General features: G+C 66.6%; 20 protein-coding genes and 1 pseudogene. 5 read left to right on the top strand and 16 right to left on the bottom strand.

Annotated features, from left to right (window positions below; translation table 11 throughout):
• Nucleotides 1–40 precede the first annotated feature (40 nt).
• The 3 genes from FHY19_RS14500 to FHY19_RS14490 all read right to left on the bottom strand — a co-directional run bounded on the left by FHY19_RS14500 (nt 41) and on the right by FHY19_RS14490 (nt 1815).
• Nucleotides 41–835 carry a glycosyltransferase family 9 protein gene (locus tag FHY19_RS14500; protein ID WP_259166867.1) on the bottom strand — a complete coding sequence of 265 codons (795 nt, stop codon included), beginning with the start codon at nt 833–835 and terminating at the stop codon, nt 41–43.
• Between the two features lie 30 nt (nt 836–865).
• Nucleotides 866–1132, bottom strand: coding sequence for a hypothetical protein (locus FHY19_RS14495; RefSeq protein WP_259166866.1), 267 nt, complete (start codon nt 1130–1132; stop codon nt 866–868).
• A gap of 125 nt (nt 1133–1257) precedes the next feature.
• Nucleotides 1258–1815, bottom strand: a complete 558-nt coding sequence (locus FHY19_RS14490) for a hypothetical protein (RefSeq protein WP_259166865.1) — start codon at nt 1813–1815, stop codon at nt 1258–1260.
• Nucleotides 1816–2106: 291 nt separating this feature from the next.
• Here FHY19_RS14490 and FHY19_RS14485 point away from each other — a divergent pair, with 291 nt between their 5' ends.
• On the top strand, nt 2107–2703 hold the full coding sequence (locus FHY19_RS14485; RefSeq protein WP_064507944.1) for a diffusible signal factor-reguated Ax21 faimly virulence factor: 597 nt from the start codon (nt 2107–2109) through the stop codon (nt 2701–2703).
• A gap of 268 nt (nt 2704–2971) precedes the next feature.
• Here FHY19_RS14485 and FHY19_RS14480 read toward each other — a convergent pair whose 3' ends face one another.
• From FHY19_RS14480 to FHY19_RS14455, 6 genes are all read right to left on the bottom strand, one after another.
• Nucleotides 2972–3997, bottom strand: coding sequence for an NAD(P)H-dependent glycerol-3-phosphate dehydrogenase (locus tag FHY19_RS14480; RefSeq protein ID WP_259166864.1), 1026 nt, complete (start codon nt 3995–3997; stop codon nt 2972–2974).
• A gap of 15 nt (nt 3998–4012) precedes the next feature.
• Complete coding sequence (gene secB, locus FHY19_RS14475; RefSeq protein WP_055853720.1) at nt 4013–4528, bottom strand: protein-export chaperone SecB; 516 nt, start codon at nt 4526–4528, stop codon at nt 4013–4015.
• Between the two features lie 109 nt (nt 4529–4637).
• On the bottom strand, nt 4638–5072 hold the full coding sequence (locus FHY19_RS14470) for a rhodanese-like domain-containing protein (protein ID WP_104611868.1): 435 nt from the start codon (nt 5070–5072) through the stop codon (nt 4638–4640).
• A gap of 76 nt (nt 5073–5148) precedes the next feature.
• Nucleotides 5149–5571, bottom strand: coding sequence for a hypothetical protein (locus FHY19_RS14465; RefSeq protein WP_259166861.1), 423 nt, complete (start codon nt 5569–5571; stop codon nt 5149–5151).
• Between the two features lie 30 nt (nt 5572–5601).
• Entirely contained in the window at nt 5602–6072 is a 471-nt protein-coding gene (locus FHY19_RS14460; protein WP_055853726.1) for a YiiD C-terminal domain-containing protein, read from the bottom strand.
• Nucleotides 6073–6324: 252 nt separating this feature from the next.
• The gene (locus tag FHY19_RS14455) at nt 6325–7134 is read right to left on the bottom strand and encodes a glycosyltransferase family 25 protein (protein WP_259166860.1); all 810 of its coding nucleotides are present in this window, start codon (nt 7132–7134) and stop codon (nt 6325–6327) included.
• A 285-nt stretch (nt 7135–7419) separates the two neighbouring features.
• Here FHY19_RS14455 and FHY19_RS14450 point away from each other — a divergent pair, with 285 nt between their 5' ends.
• The 3 genes from FHY19_RS14450 to FHY19_RS14440 all read left to right on the top strand — a co-directional run bounded on the left by FHY19_RS14450 (nt 7420) and on the right by FHY19_RS14440 (nt 10608).
• The gene (locus tag FHY19_RS14450; protein WP_259166958.1) at nt 7420–8265 is read left to right on the top strand and encodes a uroporphyrinogen-III synthase; all 846 of its coding nucleotides are present in this window, start codon (nt 7420–7422) and stop codon (nt 8263–8265) included.
• Nucleotides 8266–8368: 103 nt separating this feature from the next.
• Nucleotides 8369–9346, top strand: coding sequence for a uroporphyrinogen-III C-methyltransferase (locus tag FHY19_RS14445; RefSeq protein ID WP_259166858.1), 978 nt, complete (start codon nt 8369–8371; stop codon nt 9344–9346).
• A complete protein-coding gene (locus tag FHY19_RS14440; protein ID WP_259166855.1) occupies nt 9343–10608 on the top strand; it encodes a heme biosynthesis HemY N-terminal domain-containing protein in 1266 nt (421 codons plus the stop codon). The genes FHY19_RS14445 and FHY19_RS14440 overlap by 4 nt, the downstream gene beginning before the upstream one ends.
• Before the next feature lie 56 nt (nt 10609–10664).
• Here the strand turns inward: FHY19_RS14440 and FHY19_RS14435 are convergent, their stop codons facing one another.
• Nucleotides 10665–11207, bottom strand: a complete 543-nt coding sequence (locus tag FHY19_RS14435) for a hypothetical protein (protein ID WP_259166854.1) — start codon at nt 11205–11207, stop codon at nt 10665–10667.
• Nucleotides 11208–11322: 115 nt separating this feature from the next.
• A complete protein-coding gene (locus tag FHY19_RS14430; protein ID WP_259166852.1) occupies nt 11323–12618 on the bottom strand; it encodes an acetyl-CoA C-acetyltransferase in 1296 nt (431 codons plus the stop codon).
• 88 nt (nt 12619–12706) lie between these two features.
• Between FHY19_RS14430 and FHY19_RS14425 the strand changes: the two genes are divergently transcribed.
• Nucleotides 12707–13591, top strand: coding sequence for a hypothetical protein (locus FHY19_RS14425; protein ID WP_259166850.1), 885 nt, complete (start codon nt 12707–12709; stop codon nt 13589–13591).
• Between the two features lie 434 nt (nt 13592–14025).
• On the opposite strand, the pseudogene FHY19_RS14420 reads toward FHY19_RS14425, so the two are convergent.
• The 5 genes and pseudogenes from FHY19_RS14420 to FHY19_RS14400 all read right to left on the bottom strand — a co-directional run.
• A pseudogene (locus FHY19_RS14420) lies at nt 14026–14262 on the bottom strand (superoxide dismutase family protein); the annotation flags it as partial.
• Between the two features lie 67 nt (nt 14263–14329).
• The gene (locus FHY19_RS14415; RefSeq protein WP_259159533.1) at nt 14330–14977 is read right to left on the bottom strand and encodes a superoxide dismutase family protein; all 648 of its coding nucleotides are present in this window, start codon (nt 14975–14977) and stop codon (nt 14330–14332) included.
• A gap of 47 nt (nt 14978–15024) precedes the next feature.
• The gene (locus tag FHY19_RS14410; RefSeq protein ID WP_259166849.1) at nt 15025–15624 is read right to left on the bottom strand and encodes a superoxide dismutase family protein; all 600 of its coding nucleotides are present in this window, start codon (nt 15622–15624) and stop codon (nt 15025–15027) included.
• Between the two features lie 904 nt (nt 15625–16528).
• Complete coding sequence (ntrC, locus tag FHY19_RS14405) at nt 16529–17956, bottom strand: nitrogen regulation protein NR(I) (protein ID WP_259159535.1); 1428 nt, start codon at nt 17954–17956, stop codon at nt 16529–16531.
• Entirely contained in the window at nt 17949–19004 is a 1056-nt protein-coding gene (locus FHY19_RS14400; RefSeq protein WP_005992718.1) for an ATP-binding protein, read from the bottom strand. Before FHY19_RS14400 ends, ntrC begins: the two co-directional genes overlap by 8 nt.
• Nucleotides 19005–19035: the final 31 nt, after the last annotated feature.

Genomic DNA, 19035 nt, shown 5'->3' with positions numbered 1-19035 from the left:
CCTACAATCCCGGGTCGCAGAAATTAGTTTAGGCCTGGCGTTACGCGCTCCCGGTGACGCATGAGGCTGCGCCGAAACCCGTAGCCCAGCGCTCGAAAGACGCCACGACCGCATCGAACGAAACCGCCGCCATCCCGTAGGCTTCCACGCACAAGCTGTTGTCCCAATAGGGGCCGGCCTCGCTGAGTCGGGTCCGTCCATGCAGCCCGATGACAGGGACATTCATTGCATCGCAGAAATACAACGGGCCGCTGTCCACCGTCACCACCAGACTGGCGCGTCGCAATAACGCCGGCCAGTTTTCCGGCGTATCCATGCCGACCAGATTGACGTGCGCACCGCCGGCGATGTGATCGGCCAGCGCCTGCGACTGTGGCGGGCCGAATACCGCAACCGGGAATCCTCTATCCGCCGCATACTGCGCAAATGCGCGCCAGCGATCAGGCTCCCATCGCTTCGGAGCAAAGTCGGCCCATGGGCTCAACACGACCCATGGCCCTCCCGGCAACAGGTGCGATACCCATGGTCCATCGTCGGTCGGGATGTCCATTCTGACCGCCCGTGCATCCTGCGACAGGCTTTGCAGCCAGACATCGGTGGGATGCATGTTCGCGCGCCAGTGCGGCCTGAGCACACGCCCACCATCGATGTGGAAGCGAAAGTGGATTGGCAATCGTCGTAGCGAGCGGTAGTAGTTCGGCCGCAGGCCTACCACCGCCACCGGGCCCTGCTGGAGCGCAGCGCCAATCGCCGGAAGCGCCATCACCAGATCGCCGGTATGCGCGCCTTCCATTGGAAACACGACGCCATCCGGCGACCACTCAGAAAAGATCAAGCTGGAAGCTGCATTGTTGCCCACGTTCCGCTACGCCTTGCGCTGCAATGAACGCACCAAGCCGGCGAAGGCACGTCCCTCAGGATCGGTCGCATCGAGCTGCGCTTCGATCCGCCGCATGATCGAGGCCCACTCGGAATGCTCGCGGAATGTCTGGCCGAACTCCCAAAGCAGCACTTGTCGAATCAATAGCGGCCGCGCCCGGAGCACTGCAGGCAGATCGTCACTTGGCAGCTCGCGAACGAGCTCCATCAACTGACGTTCCAGCTGCGCAGTCGACTTTGCCTGTTTGACCACTGACGCTGCTTCGGCCCTGCGGTTGTTCGATGACGCTGGAGCGACCCGACCCCGCCCTCGCACTGTCTCGCCACGGATCGCCGCGATCAACGCAGCAGTCGGAGAGAGCCGGCCCAATTCCATAGTCAGTTGTAACGGCTGTAGTTCGACAACAGCATCGATGCACCAGGCAATGCGCCGGCAGTGTCGGGCTGTGTTGTCTGCGCTGTCGCTTGACCCTCTGACAGCGTGCGCACGAGCCGCTGCATATCTGCCTGCAGTGCGACGACGGGCTGTGCCTGAGCCAACCCCATCTGCAGCTGCGAAATGGCAAGCTCGATGTGATCGTTTGCGATCGAGATCAAGGCACTGGCATAACCCCCGAGCGCTCCATCGACTGATTCGGACAATGGCGTCAACATCTGAATCGCTTCGTTATTGCGTGCGGTGACAAGTAGCAGCTGGCCGAGCTGGAAGCGCGCCATGACAAACCCCGGTGACAGCTGCAACGCCGCCCTGAATTCCTGCTCGGCAACACCAAGCTCTCCAAGCTGCGCCTGCTGCGCGGCCATTAGATAGTGAGCTTGTGCGCACATGGGGTCTTGCTCAAGCAGCGTGCCAAGCAGCGCAAGCGACTCTGCGTCCTTCGCGTCCAGCATGGCCTGCGTTGCACGTGCAAGAAGATCGTCTGTGCTCTGTGTCATGTGTTCTCACAATCGGAATATGGGCATCTCATGTGTCTATCCCCTTCCAGCGCAAATAGTTTAGCGGCCAGCAGCACAATCGCCGGACACAACCGCGATCACACTTTGGGTTTGACCCACTCGCATCGCGACCTTCACGCCAAAAAGCGCAGCTGAACCAGGCGCGATGATTCATATACCAGTCAGTTCAAAATTCAGGCCGCGTTCCATCGAATAACGGAGAATTTACATCTCGGCAGCGAACGGCATCCGCCTCAGCGCCGGCCCAAACCATAAGTACAGGTATTGATCATGAAGACTTCACTGCTGGCCCTCGGCCTCCTCGCAGCCCTGCCGTTTGCGGCCTCCGCTGCTGAAAACCTCTCCTACAACTTCGTCGAAGGCGACTACGTGCGCACCCCGACCGAAGGTCGCGATGCAGACGGTTGGGGCCTGAAGGCTTCGTACGCCGTTGCTCCGAACTTCCACGTGTTCGGTGACTACAGCAAGCAGAACGCCGACGACAACGACAACGTGTTCGAAAGCTCCAACTCCGACTTCCAGCAGTGGGGCGTGGGTGTGGGCTACAACCACGAGATCGCCACCAGCACCGACTTCGTTGCGCGCGTTGCGTACCGCAAGCTGGACCTGGACACCCCGAACATCAGCTTCGACGGCTACAGCGTGGAAGCCGGCCTGCGTAACGCCTTCGGCGAACACTTCGAAGTCTATGCCCTGGCTGGCTACGAAGACTTCTCCAAGAAGCGCGGCATCGACATCGGTGACAACTTCTACGGCCGCCTTGGCGCCCAGGTGAAGTTGAACCAGAACTGGGGCATCAACGGCGACATCCGTATGGATGGCGACGGCAACAAGGAATGGTCGGTCGGCCCGCGCTTCAGCTGGTAAGCCGCACGTTTGACTGCAACGCGACTCTCTCTCCCGCGTTGCATTGGAAGCCCGGTCCCCCGACCGGGCTTCTTTCTTTTGCGCGATCGGTCCGCAAAGCGCGTGCAGAAACGGCAGCAAGCCGATGCAACGCGTATGGCCTTCGATAGGGCAATGCGCGTGACCGGCTGCAGCCGCCCTGCGGGGTGCGGTCGTCGGCCAACAAAAAGCCCGGCAATGCCGGGCTTTTTGTTGATGCCATGCAGCGCGCAAGCCCGCTGCACGCCGATCAGGTAAACAGGGTCTGCGGGTACTCGGGCTTGCGCTCGCGGGCCAGCAGCCCCTTCAACCCGGCTTCCGGGGTGATCTCGCCATGCAGGACCGCGCGCACGGCGTTGGAGATCGGCAACTCGATGCCGTGATGCTCGGCCTGACGCATGACTTCATCGGCGGTCTGCACCGATTCCACCACCTGGCCGATCTCGCGGATCGCATCGTTCAGGCTCTGTCCGCGTCCCAGCGCCAACCCAAGCCTGCGGTTGCGCGACAGATCGCCGGTGCAGGTGAGTACCAGATCGCCCAACCCGGCCAGGCCCATCAGGGTCTCCGGGCGCGCACCGATCACTGCGGCCAGACGCAGCATCTCGTTCAAGCCCCGCGTGATCAAACCGGCCCGCGCGTTGAGGCCAAGCTGCATGCCATCGGCCACGCCGGTGGCCACCGCCAGCACGTTTTTCATTGCGCCACCGAGCTCGGCGCCGACCATGTCATCGCCAGTGTAGGCACGAAAGGTTGGGCCATGCATGGCATCGGCCACGACTTGCGCAAACGCCGCATCGTCGCCGTGCACGGTGATGGCAGTGGGCAAACCGAGCGTGACTTCCTTGGCGAACGACGGCCCGGTCACCACCGCCAGCGCAACGCCGGGGCCCAGCAGGTCACGCGCCACCTCATGCAGGAACCGCCCGGAACCGGGTTCGAAGCCCTTGGTTGCCCAGGCAACGCCAGCGCTGGCCGGACGCAACGGAGCGATCAGGCGGATGGTTTCGGTAAATGCATGCGACGGCACCACGACCAGGATCCAGTCCGCATTGGCAACGGCGGCCTGCAGATCGGTCGTGGCACGTAACGTCTCCGGCAGCGGAATGCCGGGCAGGTAACGCACGTTCTCGTGCGTGCGGTCGATGGCCTCCACCATCGCCGCATCGCGCCCCCAGAGCACGGTCGGGTGACCGTGTCTGGCGAGGAGCGCGGCCAGAGCCGTGCCCCAGGAACCGGCGCCGAGAACGGCGATCTTGCGGGTCGAATCGCTCATCGGCGCAGACAGTGCTTAGGCGTTTCCAGCCGGCTCGGAATCGGCCAGCGAGGTGCCTTCGCCCTGCGAACGCTGACGCAGGGTTTCGGCGTACAGGGCTTCGAAGTTGATCGGCTGCAGGTAGAACGGCGGGAAGCCGCCGGCCTGGATCAGGTCGCTGACCAGGGTGCGCACATACGGGAACAGGATGTTCGGGCACTGGGTGCCGAGCAGCACGTCGATTGCCTGCGGCTCCAGGCCGACCAGGCCGAACACGCCAGCCTGCTGCACTTCGGCCACGTAGGCGGTCTTGCCGCCGGCGGTGCAGGTCAGGGTCACGGCCAGCACGACTTCGAAGGCGTTATCGTTGAGGCGCTGGACCTTCTGATTCAGGTTCAGCTGCAGCTCGGGCTGGTTGGCGTCGTTGAAGACGGCCGGTGCATTCGGCGATTCGAAAGAAACGTCCTTGACGTAAATCTTTTCGATGGTGAAGGCGGGGCCAGCAGCGGCGTCGGCCGGCGCGGCGGCGCCGTTGAGGATTTCGTCGGACATTCCTAACTCCAGAAGCGGTTCGGTGGGTGCAGCGTTGAGTGATGCAGACGTGAAAACGCAAGTATCTCACGCAAGCAATGGGGGCTTGCGAGCTGCCGCACAAGGCGGATCAGCGGCCCTTGATCAGTGGCAACTCGGCCATTTGCCAGGCGGCGATGCCACCTTCGAGCCAGTACACCTTCTCGAAGCCGGCTTTCTTCAGCGTCTTGGCCGCGCCTGCAGAGGTGGTGCCGCTACGGCAGACCACCACCACCGGCGATGCCTTGGCATTGGCGAGCAGCTTGCCGGCCGGGTCGAACTTGGCCAGGGCCACGTTGCGGCTGCCGGCGATATGGCCTTTTTCGAAATCGGCGGTGGGCGACAGATCGATCACCAGCGCGTCTTCGCTGTTGATCAAACGGGTCAGCTCGGCCGGCTTGAGTGCGCGATACCCGCGGAACAGGCGCGCAACCTCGGTGACGATCAGGGCGATGGTCAGGCCCACCAGGGCCAGCGACAACATGGGGTTGCGGCCGACAAAGGCCTGCAGCTCTTCGAAATTCACGGGGTCAGGGTCAGTCGAGCGGGCGGGAATTGTCGCACAGCTGGCGCACGCGACGGCCAGCCGGGCAGCGGCCGGGCTACTGACCCTTCCACAGATCGGGCAGGCCGCTGACCAGCCACCAGCGCTTCTGTTCGGGGTTCCAGTGCCAGATCTCGATGCTGCGCACTAGCCGTTCGGCCTGGGTATTGCGGTTGATCACGCGCAGTTCGACCTCCCGGCGCAGGTCGCCATTGGGATCTTCGCCCACGCGCACCTCGCGGTAGCCGGAGATCTGCACCTGCTCATAGCGCGAGCGTTCCAGGTCGCTGAGCGGATGGGCCTGGGCGTAGGTCGGTTCGACAAACCCCTGCGCGGCATCGAAATCGCTCCAGCGCACCGCCGCCGCATAGGCGGCCTGGGTGGTTTCCAGCACACGCGCCTGGGCACGGCTGCCCGCAATGGCCACCCCGCTCAGCATCGCCAGCCCCAGCAGGACCAGCGCCCCAATCAGTGCACGCATGCGCATTTCCCCCTTGATCCAGCCCGCATCCTACCGTTTTGGAAACGCCACGAAGCGCCCGCTCAACGTGGCCGCCGCCGCGCCCGACCCGAGTGCAATCTGTGCACGCATGCCGATGCGCGCCTTGCCGCGCTGCCGGAAGGTCGCCAGAAAGGCATCCCAGCCACCCAGCTCCGCGGGCTCGGCATCGGCCACCAGGTCTTCGTACACGGGCGCGACATAACGCAGCTGGCTGTCGGCGACATACACGTCGGCTTCGTGGCCGGCCAGTTGCAGTTGCAGGGTCAGCCATCCCCAGCTGGCCAGCGTCATCAACGAGGCCAGGCTGCCGCCGAACGCATTGGCCTTGTCGTTGACGTTGGCCTGCAGCGGCGCACGCAGGCGCAGCGCGCCATCGTGCAAGCCATCCACCGCAATGCCCATCGACAGCACCGGCGGCATGGCGATGAACTGCTGCTGCAGCGACTGCAGGGCGGAGACGAGCGTGCAAGAAGGAGTCATCGACAATGGCTGGCTGACGGCGAAGGGCGGCATCATGCCGCAATGTCCGGCGAGCGTCTTGTGCATATGGATGACATGCGGTACCGCATGGTGAACGCGTGCAGCCTCGGGTGGTTGCACGGCGGGTGTTGCGTCGTCAAAACCGCAGATCCATCGGCATCAGCTGCCGCCGCTTGCGCGCGCAGCGTCAGCGCCCCAATGCGCAACTGCAAGACCTGCGATCACCACGGCGCCAGCGTGTCGAGCGTGGTTTTACGGTGCGAACACGACCTTGCGATAGCCCTGCGCCACGCGCAACAGCGTGGTTGCCTTGGCCTTCCAGTGCGCGCTGCGTTGTTTCTGCGCGCGCGTCAGCGGCACATCGATGGTGCTGGTGAACACGATCTGCTCCGGCGCTGCGTGAAAGAACTTGTCCTGGATGCAGGCTGCCGGTGCCAGCTGATAGGTGGACAGCTGCTGCGCCACCGGCGATTCGTTCCAGCCAAACAAGAAGATATCGGCCATCGTGTGCCAGCGCGCGTCGGCGGCCAGCAACAGTCGCGCCGCCTCGCGGCTGATGATCAGCGCACCGGCGCACACCGGCCAGCAATGTTGATAGGTCGATGGACGCACCAGGCGCAGCTGGCGCCCGGCGATGTCGGCGACTTTGGCATCGAGCTTGATCCGGTTGTAGGACGGTTCCAGGCGCACGACACTGCTGCCCGGCGGGAGCCAGTCGGTGCTGCGCAGCAGTGCGGGCAGCGCATCGGACAGGTGCATGTCGTCTTCGAAGATGGCGGTGTAGGCATCGTCGGACTCGGCTGCGATGCGCCAGGCCGCCTGATGACTGAGAAAGCAGCCGATGTTGGACGCAGTCCATTTGCGCGGGCCGGTGCTGAAGGCATCGCCGGAATTTTCCAGCGGGCGCTCACGCACGAAGGCGGCGATCTGCTCAGGCGTGAGCGTTGCGCCATCGACTGCAGGAAGGCGCTCGAACGCAATCCCCAACGCCTGGAACCGCGCCGACATCGCTTGCAGGCGATCGCCGCTGCGCTGCATGTTGATGAGGTAGGACTTGATCACGGCGCCACTCCAGCTCGATTGTCGTGGCGGATCGTGGGCGGAGGCGGCAATCGGCACAGACCCCAGCGCGAGGTTGTGGCCGCAGAAACGCAGGCATCCTGCTGAGCGGCACACAACGCAACACCAGGCGCGCGGATGAAGCGCGACGACCAGAGCGACTGCGTGGCCATCGGAGGGGCGCGACCAGGTGCCGGAATCGGCATGTACCGCGCTGACGCGCGGATTCCAGGGAGCCGTCGGCGCCCTTCTGGCAGCCGCGCGCCACTTCCGTGCAGACCGGTCTAGATCACCGTCCGCGCCAACACAGCACGCGATACCCGCCCCCAGACGGCAACGCTCTCGCATAATCGCCAGATGACCCGCCCTCCCCGGCTCGCCGATACATGGACCCTTCTCTCGCTCCGTCCCAGCGGCGAGCACGCGCCGTTGCGACGGGCGGTGGCGCGGCATGGCGGGCGGCTGCTGGCACTGTCGCCCTGGCGCCTGCAGACCAACGACACCATGCAGGCGCGCGCCGCCTTGCAGGGTGCGCTGGAGGCGCCCATCGCGGTGTTCACCAGCCCGGCGGCCGTGCGCGCCGCGCATCAGCTGCAGCCATTGCAGCAGCCGGCGCAGGCGCAGTGGGTGAGCGTGGGCGAGGGCACCGCGCGCGCGCTGCAGGCCTGTGGCATCGATGCGGTCGTGCGTCCTGCGCGCATGGACAGCGAAGGCCTGCTCGCATTGCCGCTGTTCGCAGCGCCGTTGCAAAGCGTCGGCCTGATCACCGCGCCGGGTGGACGCGGCATGTTGGCGCCTGCCCTGGAACAACGCGGTGCGCGCATCCTGCGGGCGGATGTGTATCAACGCGTCCCGCTGCGTTTGCGCCCATCGGCGCTACATGCCTTGACCGACGCACTGCCGCGCAGCGTACTGGCCATGAGCAGTGCCGAGGCGCTGACGCTGGTGCTGCAGCAGTTGCCCGCAGGGCTGAGCGAGGCAGTGCGGCAACGCCCGCTGGTCGCCTCCAGCGAACGCCTGTGCGACGCCGCGCATGCCGCAGGCTTCAGCCGGGTCGTCCGCGCCGCAGGTCCGTTGCCGGAACAGCTGGTCGCCGCTGCGGCAGCCATCGTGACGCCGTCGCGACCTTGCTGAACTGCGAACCCAAGCACAGCTTGCGGCGCTCTGCCAGCGCACGCCATGCTGTGCCAGATGACTGCGGCGCCTGCGCCGGTCGTGACTGCCCGAGGATGTTCGAATGACCGAAATGCCCGCACCCACGCGACGGTTTCCCTGGGCCTTGCTGCCAGTGGTGCTGGCCGTTGCCGCTGTGGGCGTGGCGCTGTTTCTCGGCTGGCGTGCATGGCAGGGCTATCACCAGACGCAGTTGCAGGCAGCGCAGGCGCAGCAGCAGCGCTGGGACGGTACCCAGCAAATGCTGGAAACACTGCGACGCGATCAGCGCCTGGCCAACGAGCGCCTGCAGGACGCTGCGGCCACCAATCGCGTGCTGCGCGATGAAATGCTGGGCCTGAGCCAGCGCAGTGCCTTGCTCGAAGACACCGTGCAGAAGCTTGCCGACCCGAACCGGCATGGCGCACAGGCGCTGCGGCTGGACGAAGTGGAACTGCTGCTGCGGCTCGGCCAGCAGCGGCTGAGCATCGCCGGCGACGCCGATGGCGCCCGCCGCGCCTACGCGCTGGCCAACGCCGCACTCAATGGCATCGACGATCCGGGCTACCTCAATCTGCGCCAGGCACTGGTGCAAGAGCGCGATGCGCTGGATCGCCTAGGCGCCGGTCCGCAGGCCCAGGTGGGTCAGGCGCTGGACCAGCTGGCCAGCGATCTGCAACGCCTGCCCGAACAGTCGGCGCAAGCGACCGAGGCGGCGCGGCCGTGGTGGCAGAAGGCGTTGGCACCGTTGGTGGACATCCGTCCCAGCCGTGGCGATGCCTTGCTGACTGCCGGCGACCGCCATGCCGCCAGCGATGCCTTGCAGATCGAAATCAGTCTCGCCCGCGCCGCCGCCGAACGCGGCGATCCGCAGGGCTTTGCACAATCGCTGCGCCGCGTGGACACCTGGACCACACGGTTGTGGCCGGAATCGCCGCATCGCCGCCAGGTGCGCGCGCGCCTGCGCACGCTGCAACAAGCGCCACTGCGTCCGCAATTGCCGGAACTGGGCACCACCCTGCTGCAACTGCAGGCCATGCGTGAAGGGAGATCCACCCAATGAAAGTGCTGCGTACCGTCTTGATCCTGTTGGTTGCCGTGGCCCTGGGCGTGCTCGGTGCGCAGTGGCTGTCGCATCAGAACAGCTACGACCTGGGCAACGTGGTGGTCAGCGTGGGCGGCAACGACTATCGCGCCGCGATGCCGCAGGCAGTGCTGATCCTGATCATCGCGCTGTTGGTGCTGTGGTTGCTGTGGACGCTGATCAGCCTGCCTTTCCGCGTGTGGGGCAAGTACCGCCGCAAGAAGGGCCGCGCGCGCCTGATCGAAGGCCTGCGCGCCGCCGACCACGGCCAGTGGCAGCGCGCAGAGCGGCTGCTGGTCACCGCCAGCGAAGACGACGAAGTCAGCGGCATTGCACTCGCCAGCGCGGTGCGCGTGGCCGATGCACGCGGCGACGAGGCAGCAGCCAATGCGCTCGCACAGCAGTTGGCCGAGCGCGACCCCACAGCGCATGCGCTGTTGCAGGGTGAGCGGCATCTGGCGCGGCAACGCCCGGTCGAGGCGATCAATGCGCTAGATGCCCCCAACGCGCAGCCGCTGCCGGCACGCGGCCTGTTGCTGCGCACGCATGCGCTGACGCAGATCGGACGTGCCGACGAGGCCTACGGCCAGCTCGGCGCCTTGCGTCAGCAGGCGGTGCTCGCACCGGAGGCTTACAGCGCGCTTGAGGCCACGCTGGCCGAACAGACCCTGTTGCAGGCCGGCGATGCCAATGCGCTGGCCGAGCGTTGGGAAGCGCTGCCCAAGCCGCTGCGCACCTACCCGGCCGTGGTCGGTGCCTATGCGCAACGTGCCGCGGTGCTGCATTGGGACGATGCCGCCGTGCACAGTCTGGAACAGGCGCTGGATACGCAGTGGGACGAATCGCTGGTGCGTCTGTACGGCGTGCTGCCGCTGGAAAAATACGACTCGCGCCGGGCCAGCGCGCAGCGCTGGCTGACCCAGTATCCGGACAGCCCCGGCCTGCTGTTGACGCTGGCACGTCTGGCCCGCCATCAGCAGCAGTGGTCGCAGGCCGAAGAGTTCCTGCACCGCGCGCTTGCCAACGGCGCCGGCAGCGAGGCCTGGGAAGAGTTGGGCCATGGATTTGCCGCCGCCGGCGACCTGCTCTCCGCGCAGCATTGCTATGCCAATGCGTTGCGTGCCGCCCGCGGCGAGCCGGTGCATGAGCCCATGCCGCAGCAGTCGTTGCGTGGGCCGTTGGTAGCGACAGGTTCGACACCGGTGTCCGACTCACTCGCGCAGGACGATCGCATCCTGTAATCGATGCGGCCCGTTCGACGTTGCAGCGGCGCCCACCCCAGGTGCGCCGCAGTGCATCAGCGCTGGCGCGATACCTGCGGCGGTGGCGGCAGGTCGCTCAGGAAGGCATCGCAGGCGCCCAGATAGCGCGCCTGCGCATGGTCGACCTGAGTCGGCGACAACACGCGCGCGCCCAGCCGTCCGATCAGCAGCATCGCTGCCATCACGCCGGCACCGATCAGCCAGCGGAACTGGCTATCGATCGACAGCCCGCAGACCAGCAACGCCACTACCGATGCCATCGCCACCGCGACATAGCGCACGCGGCTGCGCTCGTGTCGCGCGCACAAGGTAAGCACGTGCGCGCTGCGCTTGCGCAACGCAATGGCCAGGATCAGGTACGGCAACACGCCGAGCAGCAGCGCCGCGTAGATCACCGGGTGGTGCCAATGGAAGATGTAGCGACGCGGGGGCATGTCGGCCGGCGCATTGCACTTGACGCACCGCGGCGGCAGATTGGCGCCCGCCGTACACACCAGCACATCGCCTTCGCGCCACACATCGCCCTGCGCCGGAGGCAGATAGAGCGTAGGCGGTTCGTGTGAATCAACGTTCGACATCCATGCGTCCTTGCAGGTTTGGGATTCGGGATTGGGGATTGGTGAAATCAGGAGTCCGCGTCTGCTTTTGCGAATCCCCGATCCCGAATGCCCAATCCCACGCTGCGCAGCAGCGTCACCGCTCCACGATCGCCACCACGCCCATGCCGCCGGCGGTGCAGATCGAAATCAGCGCGCGGCCGCCGCCGCGTTCTTCCAGTTGCTTGGCGGCCGTGGCCACCACGCGTGCGCCGGTGGCAGCGAAGGGGTGGCCGGTGGCCAGCGACGAGCCCAGCGGATTGATCTTGTCCGGGTCGATACGGCCCAGCGGCGCGTCCAGTCCCAGACGCGTGCGGCAGTAATCCTCGCTTTCCCAGGCGCGCAGCGTGCACAGCACCTGCGCGGCAAACGCCTCGTGGATTTCGTAGATGTCGAAGTCCTGCAGGGTCAGGCCCTGGCGCGCCAGCATCTGCGGCACCGCAATGGTGGGCGCCATCAGCAGGCCTTCGCCATGCACGAAATCCACCGCCGACACCTGCGCATCGCGCAGATAGGCCATCGGGGTGTGGCCATGCGCCAGCGCCCAGGCTTCGCTGGACAACAGCACTGCGGCCGCACCGTCGGTCAGCGGGGTGGAATTGGCCGCGGTCAGCGTGCCGCGGCCGGAGCTCTTGTCGAAGGCCGGACGCAGCGTGGCCAGCTTTTCCAGCGAGGTGTCGGCACGCAGGATGTTGTCGCGCGAGACGCCGCGGAACGGCGCGATCAGCGTGTCGAAGAAGCCGCGCTCATAGGCAGCGGCCAGCTTGTGGTGCGATGCCACCGCCCACTCGTCCTGCGAATCGCGCGAGATGTTCCATTCCTTGGCCATGTCCTCGCAATGGTCGCCCATGCTCTTGCCGGTGCGCGGCTCGGCCACGCCGGGGAATTCGGGCTTGAGTTCGCTCAGCTTGAAGCCGCGCAGCAAGGCCTTGAGCTTGTCGCCGGTGGCCTTGGCGCGGTTGGCCGCCATCAGCCGCGCGCGCAGCTTCTTGCCGTAGACGATCGGCACTTCCGAAGTGGTGTCCGAGCCGCCGCCGATGCCCGAATCGATCTGGCCTAGCGCGATCTTGTTGGCGATGGTGATCACCGAATCCAGGCTGGTGCCGCAGGCGCGCTGAAGGGTAATGCCCGGCGTCAGCGGCGACAGGCCCGACGACAGCGCAGCCTCGCGGGCCAGACTCCAGTCCGAGGAGTGCTTGATGACTGCGCCCATCGCCACTTCGCCCAGTTGCTGCCCATGCAGGCCGAAGCGCTCGACCAGCGCGCCCAGCGTGCGCACCGACATGCCCAGGTTGCCCACGTCCGCGTATGCGGTGTTCTGACGACAGAACGGGATACGAACGCCGCCCAGAATGGCGACGGGACGGGCTGCGGGCATCGGTTGACCTGGCATGAAGGACTCGGGGACATGGCCTGCACAGGGCCGGCAGGCATAATGGCCGCAGTGTAGCTTCGACCCCGTGATGGGCCAACCGCGAATCATGAGCAAGACCGAACACGGCGTGACCGCCATGGGTGTGATGGCGCTGGAATTGACGGGCGGCACCGCCCCCGAGCGCGGCGCCCTGGCGCCTGAGCAGGCCGGCATGCTGGCCGAACGTATTGGCCGCGACCTGGCGCAGTGGATCCCCGAGGTGCGCGAACTCGAGCTCAGCGTGGGCATGGCGCACTTCGACCCGGCTGAAGTGCTGCGGCCGGGCTGGCCGCTGCACCGCCGCCTGGAAGAACTGCATGCCCGCGCCCCGGGCCGCGACCAGGGCCCGCGGGTGCTGGCCTTCGGCGCCGATGCGCAGGGCGAGATTCCGCTGCCGTTCCAGGCCGATGCGCAGCTCACCGGTGGCGGGCTGCGCGTATTGCCGTTCCTGCTCACCGGCAACCCGCAGATCGTGGCCACCGTGGCCGAGGCGATGGAAGAGGTGCTGCTGGCCCAGGGCATGGCGCAGGCCGACACCGCGCTGCTGGCGCAGGAGAGCTTCGGCGCGCGTATCGAACATGCCCGCTATCTCACTGCGCACGATCTGGCGGCGATGATCTCCATGCAGTACGACAACCAGGGCCTGGCCCCGTTGTGGCCGCTGATCGAAGCCGCCCTGCTGGCGCCGCATAGCGAAGAGTGGCTGGAACAGCCGCCCGAGCCAGTGCTGCGCTATGTCGATGGCGAAGTGCGCATCGCCCTGTTCGACCCGGCCGGCTGGTGCGATTACTACGCGCACGACCGCGAAAACTGCGAGCGCCTGCGCGGCGTCTACGAACAATTCCTCTCGCGCCAGCGGCAAATGGCTGCGGTGCTGGAGGCGCATGGCCTGCCGGTGCTGTATGTGCACGTGAAGCCAGGCCAGGATCCGCGGCAGGCATTGTCCGCATAGGCAGCACGCAGGTGTCCGCGATGCCTGCCTGACGACTGGGCGTGTTGGAGACCTGAGTGTCCGTGGCAGAGCTCGAGCGTGCCTGCGTCTTTCATGCGGGCGTGCCTTGCCTGCAGCAGATACGCCGAGACGCGCGCATGGCGACGTATGCGATTGCGCCCGCGCAGGTGTTGCTCCTGCAAAGCAGTACGACCACGGCTGTGCGCTTGCCCGGCAGCACCATTGCGCGCACGACGGATGCGGACACATCCACGACGCGTTGGCGATCGCCACCATGGATAGGAGCGCGCTTGCGCGCGATGGGGCGTGATCGGTGAGGGCATCTCTCGGGTAACGCTTCATCGCGCGCAAGCGCGCTCCTACGGTGCTACGTGTTCTGACAGCGTCGCCGCGGTCACGCCGGGGCATACCGCGGCGTGACCAGCGACATTCATTTACTTGGTCGGTGCGGGCGCATTGTCGGTGGTGATCACGCCGCAAGCCAGGCGGCCGCCCGCATTGCCGGTAGGCTGGGTTTTGTAGTCGTCGGCATCGGCGTGCACGATCACCGCGTGACCAGCGATATCGAACTGGTCGGCCTTGCCGAGGTTGACGTTGCTCGACACCGGTCCGTCGATACTGGCATTGCCTTGCGCGTCGGCCTTGATGTTGGGCATGTCGCCGCCGTGGTGCCACGTGTTCTGACAGCGTCGCTGTGGTCACGCCGGGGCATACCGCGGCGTGACCATCGACATTCATTTACTTGGTCGGTGCGGGCGCGTTGTCGGTGGTGATTACGCCGCAAGCTAGGCGGCCGCCGGCGTTGCCGGTGGGCTGGGTTTTGTAGTCGTCGGCATCGGCGTGCACGATCACCGCGTGACCAGCGATATCGAACTGGTCGGCCTTGCCGAGATTGACGTTGCTCGACACCGGTCCGTCGATACTGGCATTGCCTTGCGCGTCGGCCTTGATGTTGGGCATGTCGCCGCCGTGGTGCGGGTCGGCACTGACATTGCCGTGGTCGGACTGGGCTGGATTGAAATGGCCGCCGGCGCTGCTGCCGTCCGGGGCGCTGCAATCGCCCTTTTCATGGATATGGAAGCCGTGCTCGCTGTTGGGCTTGAGCCCACTGAGTTGACCGCTCACCCGCAATGCGCCGTCGACGGTCTTGAAGGTCACCGTGCCCTTGACCTCACTGTCCTTGGTCGGCTTGAGTTCGGCGGTGGCCGTGGTGGTGGCGGCCGCTTCGGTCACCATGGCGGCGGCGTGCTCGCCGCCGTGGGCCGCCTCTGCCGGCGTGCTGGCCGTCGGTGCGGGCGCGGGATCGGCCGGTGCGGGCTCGTCGCGTTTGCACGCGGTCAGCACCAGCGCGGTTGCCAGAAACAGGGTGGTGGGAAGAATGCGCATGGGAAAACTCCTGTAGAGACCGCAGTTGCGGCCATTGATGCCCCAACTCAGGGCTGCGAAGGGGGTGTGCGCCACTGGGTGACGCGGATGACGCCGCAGGCCAGACGGGCGCCGGCATTGCCGCTGGGTTGGCTGCGATAGTCGTCGGCATCGGTATGCACGATCAGCGCCTTGCCGATCACATCGGTAGGGGCGGCATCGCCGAGGGTGATGCCGGCGACGATCATGTCCAGGTGCGCGACACCTTCGGCATCGGCGCGCAGATTGTCCATGTCGCCGGCATGATGAGGATTGCTGCCGGCACGTCCGTGCGCCGAACCGGTGGGATTGAAATGCGCGCCCGCACTGCTGGCATCGGCCGCGCTGCAGTCGCCGCGTTCGTGCACATGGAAGCCCGCCACGCCGCCTGGACGCAGGCCGCCGACCGTGCCAGTGATGCGAATACCCTGCAGCGCTGGCACCAGCACGACCCGGCCGCTGATCAGGCTGCCCGATGCCGAAGCCAGCGCGGCTTCGGCCTGCTGCACCGGACGCGCGGGCACGACGCGCGCCGCAGGCGGGGGCGGCGGTGGCGGCGGCGGGGTGGTGCTGCAGGCGGCAAGCGCCACAGCGGTTAGGGCAACGATCGTGGACGACCGATAACGCATCGAGCTGTTCTCCTGATCAGGCTGAAAACCTATGCGGGCGCGTGTTCACATGTCATGAAATGCGCTCGGGGCAGCTCACGAGTTTACGGGGCTGGTGTGGCGGGCCGGGATGTGCGCAAACAGCGCCCTCACCCCAACCCCTCTCCCGCAGGCGGGAGAGGGGCCCGAGCATGACGCTCACTGCTCGCCTTCCCCGCGTTCCCGCCTTCCCTGCTCGCCTTCCGGGTTGCTTCCTTCCCTGCTCGCCTTCCGGGTTGCTTCCTTCCCTGCTCGCCTTCCGGATTGCTTCCTTCCCTCGCTTGCGGGGGAAGGTGCCCGAAGGGCGGATGGGGGCGTCGTGCGCCGCCAGGTCATCGAGACAGTAGTGCCTGCGTGCAAGAACGCGGCGCGCTCATGCACGCTTGCCGCGGTGATGCTCGTCAATCTCGTCTGGTTCGCTGCTTGGCTCAACCACCTGCGCACGCAGCGCGGCGCTTCGCAGGCGCCCCTCACCCCCACCCCTCTCCCGCAGGCGGGAGAGGGGCTCAAGCATGACGCTCACTGCTCGCCTTCCCCGCGTTCCCGCCTTCCCTGCTCGCCTTCCGGGTTGCTTCCTTCCCTGCTCGCCTTCCGGGTTGCTTCCTTCCCTGCTCGCCTTCCGGATTGCTTCCTTCCCTCGCTTGCGGGGGAAGGTGCCCGAAGGGCGGATGGGGGCGTCGTGCGCCGCCAGGTCATCGAGACAGCGGTGCCTGCGTGCAAGAACGCGGCGCGCTCATGCACGCTTGCCGCTGTGATGCTCGTCAATCTCGTCTGGTTCGCTGCTTGGCTCAACCACCTGCGCGCGCAGCACGGCGCTTCGCAGGCGCCCTCACCCCCACCCCTCTCCCGCAGGCGGGAGAGGGGCTCGACTCCGGGTGTGGGCCAATCAGCGGCGCTTGCGCCCCGGCCCGAGTTTGCGGGTCACGGTGTTGCGGCCCAGCCCCAGGCGCGCGGCCGCTTCGGCACGACGGCCCTGGGTGAGTTGCAGGGCGGCTTCCAGCAGGGTCTTGTCCAGGCGCTCGCGCGCTTCGGCATGCAGGCCCTGGGCGCCTTCGCTCAGGCGTTGCGCGGCCCAGCTGGACAGCATGTCGTCCCATTGCCCGGCGCTGCTACGGCCGGTGCGCTGGCGGCCGCGCGCCAGGGCCGCGTCCACGTCGATCACATCGATGATGTCGGCGGTGGCCAGGGCGGCCAGGCGCCAGCAGACGTTTTCCAGTTCGCGCACGTTGCCGGGCCAGTCGTATTGGCGCAGATCTTCCAGCGCGGCCGACGACAGCCGCTTGGGAAGCATGTCGAGCTTGCGTCCGGCCATGGCCAGGAAATTTTCTGCCAGCTGCGCGATGTCGCCGCGGCGCTCGCGCAGCGGCGGCAACTGCAGGCGCACGACATCCAGGCGATGCAGCAGGTCGGCACGGAAGCGGCCTTGCTCGACCAGCGCTTCCAGGTCCTGGTGGGTGGCGGCGATCACGCGCACATCGACCCGGATCAACTCACGTCCACCGACGCGAAAGAATTCGTTCTCTGCCAGCACGCGCAGCAGGCGCGTCTGCAACGGCAGCGGCATGTCGCCGATTTCGTCCAGGAACAAGGTGCCGCCATCGGCTTGTTCGAAGCGGCCGATGTGCCGTTTGGTGGCGCCGGTGAATGCGCCGGTTTCATGGCCGAACAACTCGCTTTCCAGCAACTCAGCGGGGATGGCGGCGGTGTTGAGCGCCACGAAGGGTTTGCGCGCGCGCGGCGATTCGTTGTGCAGCGCGCGCGCGACCAACTCCTTGCCGGTGCCGGTTTCGCCGTTGATCAGCACCGACAGCGGTGCCTGCGCCAGGCGGCCGATGGCGCGGAACAAGGCCTGCATCGCCGGGGTATCGCCGATCAGCGCGGCCGACCCTTCGGCCAGCGGCATGCCGATGAGCTCGTCGACACCGGCGCCGGCGTCGGGCAGCGCGCGGGCAGCCAGCGCCACCGCATCGTCCAGATCGAAGGGCTTGGACAGGAATTCGTGCGCACCGCCGCGGAAGGCGCCGGCGGTGCTGGCGACATCGGTATAGGCCGACATCACGATCACCGGCAACTGCGGGTGCTTGGACTTGAGCTTGTCGAGCAGGCTCAGGCCGTCTTCGCCGGGCATGCGCACGTCGGTGAACAGCAGGTCCGGGGTGGGCCGCATGGCCAGTGCCTGCAATGCGGCGGCGGCACTTTCGAAGCCATCCACCGCGTAGCCTGCGTCGCGCAAGGCGGTGGACAGCACGAAGCGCACCGAACGGTCGTCGTCGACCACCCAGATGTGGTGGGATGCGGCGGCGGCCTCAGCCATGCAGATGCTCCTTGTCGTGATCGCCGGCCAGCTCGGGCAGCAGCAGGGTAAAAACGGTATGGCCCGGACGCGAGCGGTAGGTCAGGGTGCCGTGGTGTTCGCGCGAGACCTGCTGGGCCAGGGCCAGGCCCAGCCCGCTGCCTTCTGCGCGGCCGCTGACCAGCGGCAGGAACAGGTGTTCGGCCAGTTCTTCCGGCACGCCGCCGCCGTCGTCGATGATTTCCAGCCGCAACGACATCGCATGCACGCGGTCGCGGATGCGCTGGCCGTGCTCGACGCGGGTGCGCAGGGTCACCCGCGTGGCGCCGGCCTGGAACGCGTTCCGCACCAGGTTCCACACCGCCTGGGTGAGCCGGTCCACATCGCCGAGGATGTCGGGAATGCTGGGGTCGTAATCGCGTTGCACCTGCACCGACCAGCCGCCTTCGGCCTCTGCCAGGCGCAGCACGCGCTCGAGTACCACATGGATGTTGAGGCGATCGTGCGGGCGCAGCGGCGATGGCGAGAGCAGGCGTTCGAGCAAGGTGTTGAGGCGTTCGATCTCGGTGCCGATCAGCTCGATCAGCTCGCGCTCGTCTTCATCGCGACCGGCCGAGCGGCGTGCCAGCAACTGCGCGGCGCCCTTCAGGCCCGCCAGCGGGTTACGCAGTTCGTGCGCCAGGCCCTTCAACGCAGCGCTCAAGGCATTGGGCAATGCGTGGGTGGGGTCCAGCGCGGGGAATTCGTCGACCGGGTGCGTCTCCAGCAACCAGCCACCATCGTCCAGCCGCGACAGCCAGCCTTCGGCAAAGCGTGGCGCGTCATTGGGCAGGCCCAGCGCCAGCCGGTGCAGGCGCAGCACGTCGCGTTCGTCGTTGAGCAGGAAGCGCGCCAGTGCGTCGCCCTGCACTTCCAGCGCGGCCAGCGGTTGATCGACCAGCCGCCGTGCGCTGACGCCGAGCCAGCGCGCGAATGCCGGGTTGACCCCCAGCACGCGGCCTTCGCGGTCGGCCCAGGCCACCGGGGTGCCCAGGCTGTCGAGCGACGGTGTTGAGGTCGTCATCAGCATTGCACCAATTTAGTGCAAGCAGCATCGGCGT

Source organism: Xanthomonas sp. 4461 (assembly GCF_024806475.1).
Lineage (GTDB): Bacteria > Pseudomonadota > Gammaproteobacteria > Xanthomonadales > Xanthomonadaceae > Xanthomonas > Xanthomonas arboricola_F.
Note: the sequence above shows the minus strand (reverse complement) of the source record. Positions and strands in the feature narration are given on the sequence as shown.

Excerpts from the sequence above, each read along its gene's own strand:
- FHY19_RS14490 (WP_259166865.1), bottom strand. The coding sequence starts at position 1,815 with ATGACACAGAGCACAGACGATCTTCTTGCACGTGCAACGCAGGCCATG.
- FHY19_RS14485 (WP_064507944.1), top strand. The coding sequence starts at position 2,107 with ATGAAGACTTCACTGCTGGCCCTCGGCCTCCTCGCAGCCCTGCCGTTT.
- FHY19_RS14480 (WP_259166864.1), bottom strand. The coding sequence starts at position 3,997 with ATGAGCGATTCGACCCGCAAGATCGCCGTTCTCGGCGCCGGTTCCTGG.
- secB (WP_055853720.1), bottom strand. The coding sequence starts at position 4,528 with ATGTCCGACGAAATCCTCAACGGCGCCGCCGCGCCGGCCGACGCCGCT.
- FHY19_RS14465 (WP_259166861.1), bottom strand. The coding sequence starts at position 5,571 with ATGCGTGCACTGATTGGGGCGCTGGTCCTGCTGGGGCTGGCGATGCTG.
- FHY19_RS14460 (WP_055853726.1), bottom strand. The coding sequence starts at position 6,072 with ATGACTCCTTCTTGCACGCTCGTCTCCGCCCTGCAGTCGCTGCAGCAG.
- FHY19_RS14445 (WP_259166858.1), top strand. The coding sequence starts at position 8,369 with ATGACCGAAATGCCCGCACCCACGCGACGGTTTCCCTGGGCCTTGCTG.
- FHY19_RS14440 (WP_259166855.1), top strand. The coding sequence starts at position 9,343 with ATGAAAGTGCTGCGTACCGTCTTGATCCTGTTGGTTGCCGTGGCCCTG.
- FHY19_RS14435 (WP_259166854.1), bottom strand. The coding sequence starts at position 11,207 with ATGTCGAACGTTGATTCACACGAACCGCCTACGCTCTATCTGCCTCCG.
- FHY19_RS14430 (WP_259166852.1), bottom strand. The coding sequence starts at position 12,618 with ATGCCAGGTCAACCGATGCCCGCAGCCCGTCCCGTCGCCATTCTGGGC.
- FHY19_RS14425 (WP_259166850.1), top strand. The coding sequence starts at position 12,707 with ATGAGCAAGACCGAACACGGCGTGACCGCCATGGGTGTGATGGCGCTG.
- FHY19_RS14415 (WP_259159533.1), bottom strand. The coding sequence starts at position 14,977 with ATGCGCATTCTTCCCACCACCCTGTTTCTGGCAACCGCGCTGGTGCTG.
- FHY19_RS14410 (WP_259166849.1), bottom strand. The coding sequence starts at position 15,624 with ATGCGTTATCGGTCGTCCACGATCGTTGCCCTAACCGCTGTGGCGCTT.
- ntrC (WP_259159535.1), bottom strand. The coding sequence starts at position 17,956 with ATGGCTGAGGCCGCCGCCGCATCCCACCACATCTGGGTGGTCGACGAC.
- FHY19_RS14400 (WP_005992718.1), bottom strand. The coding sequence starts at position 19,004 with ATGCTGATGACGACCTCAACACCGTCGCTCGACAGCCTGGGCACCCCG.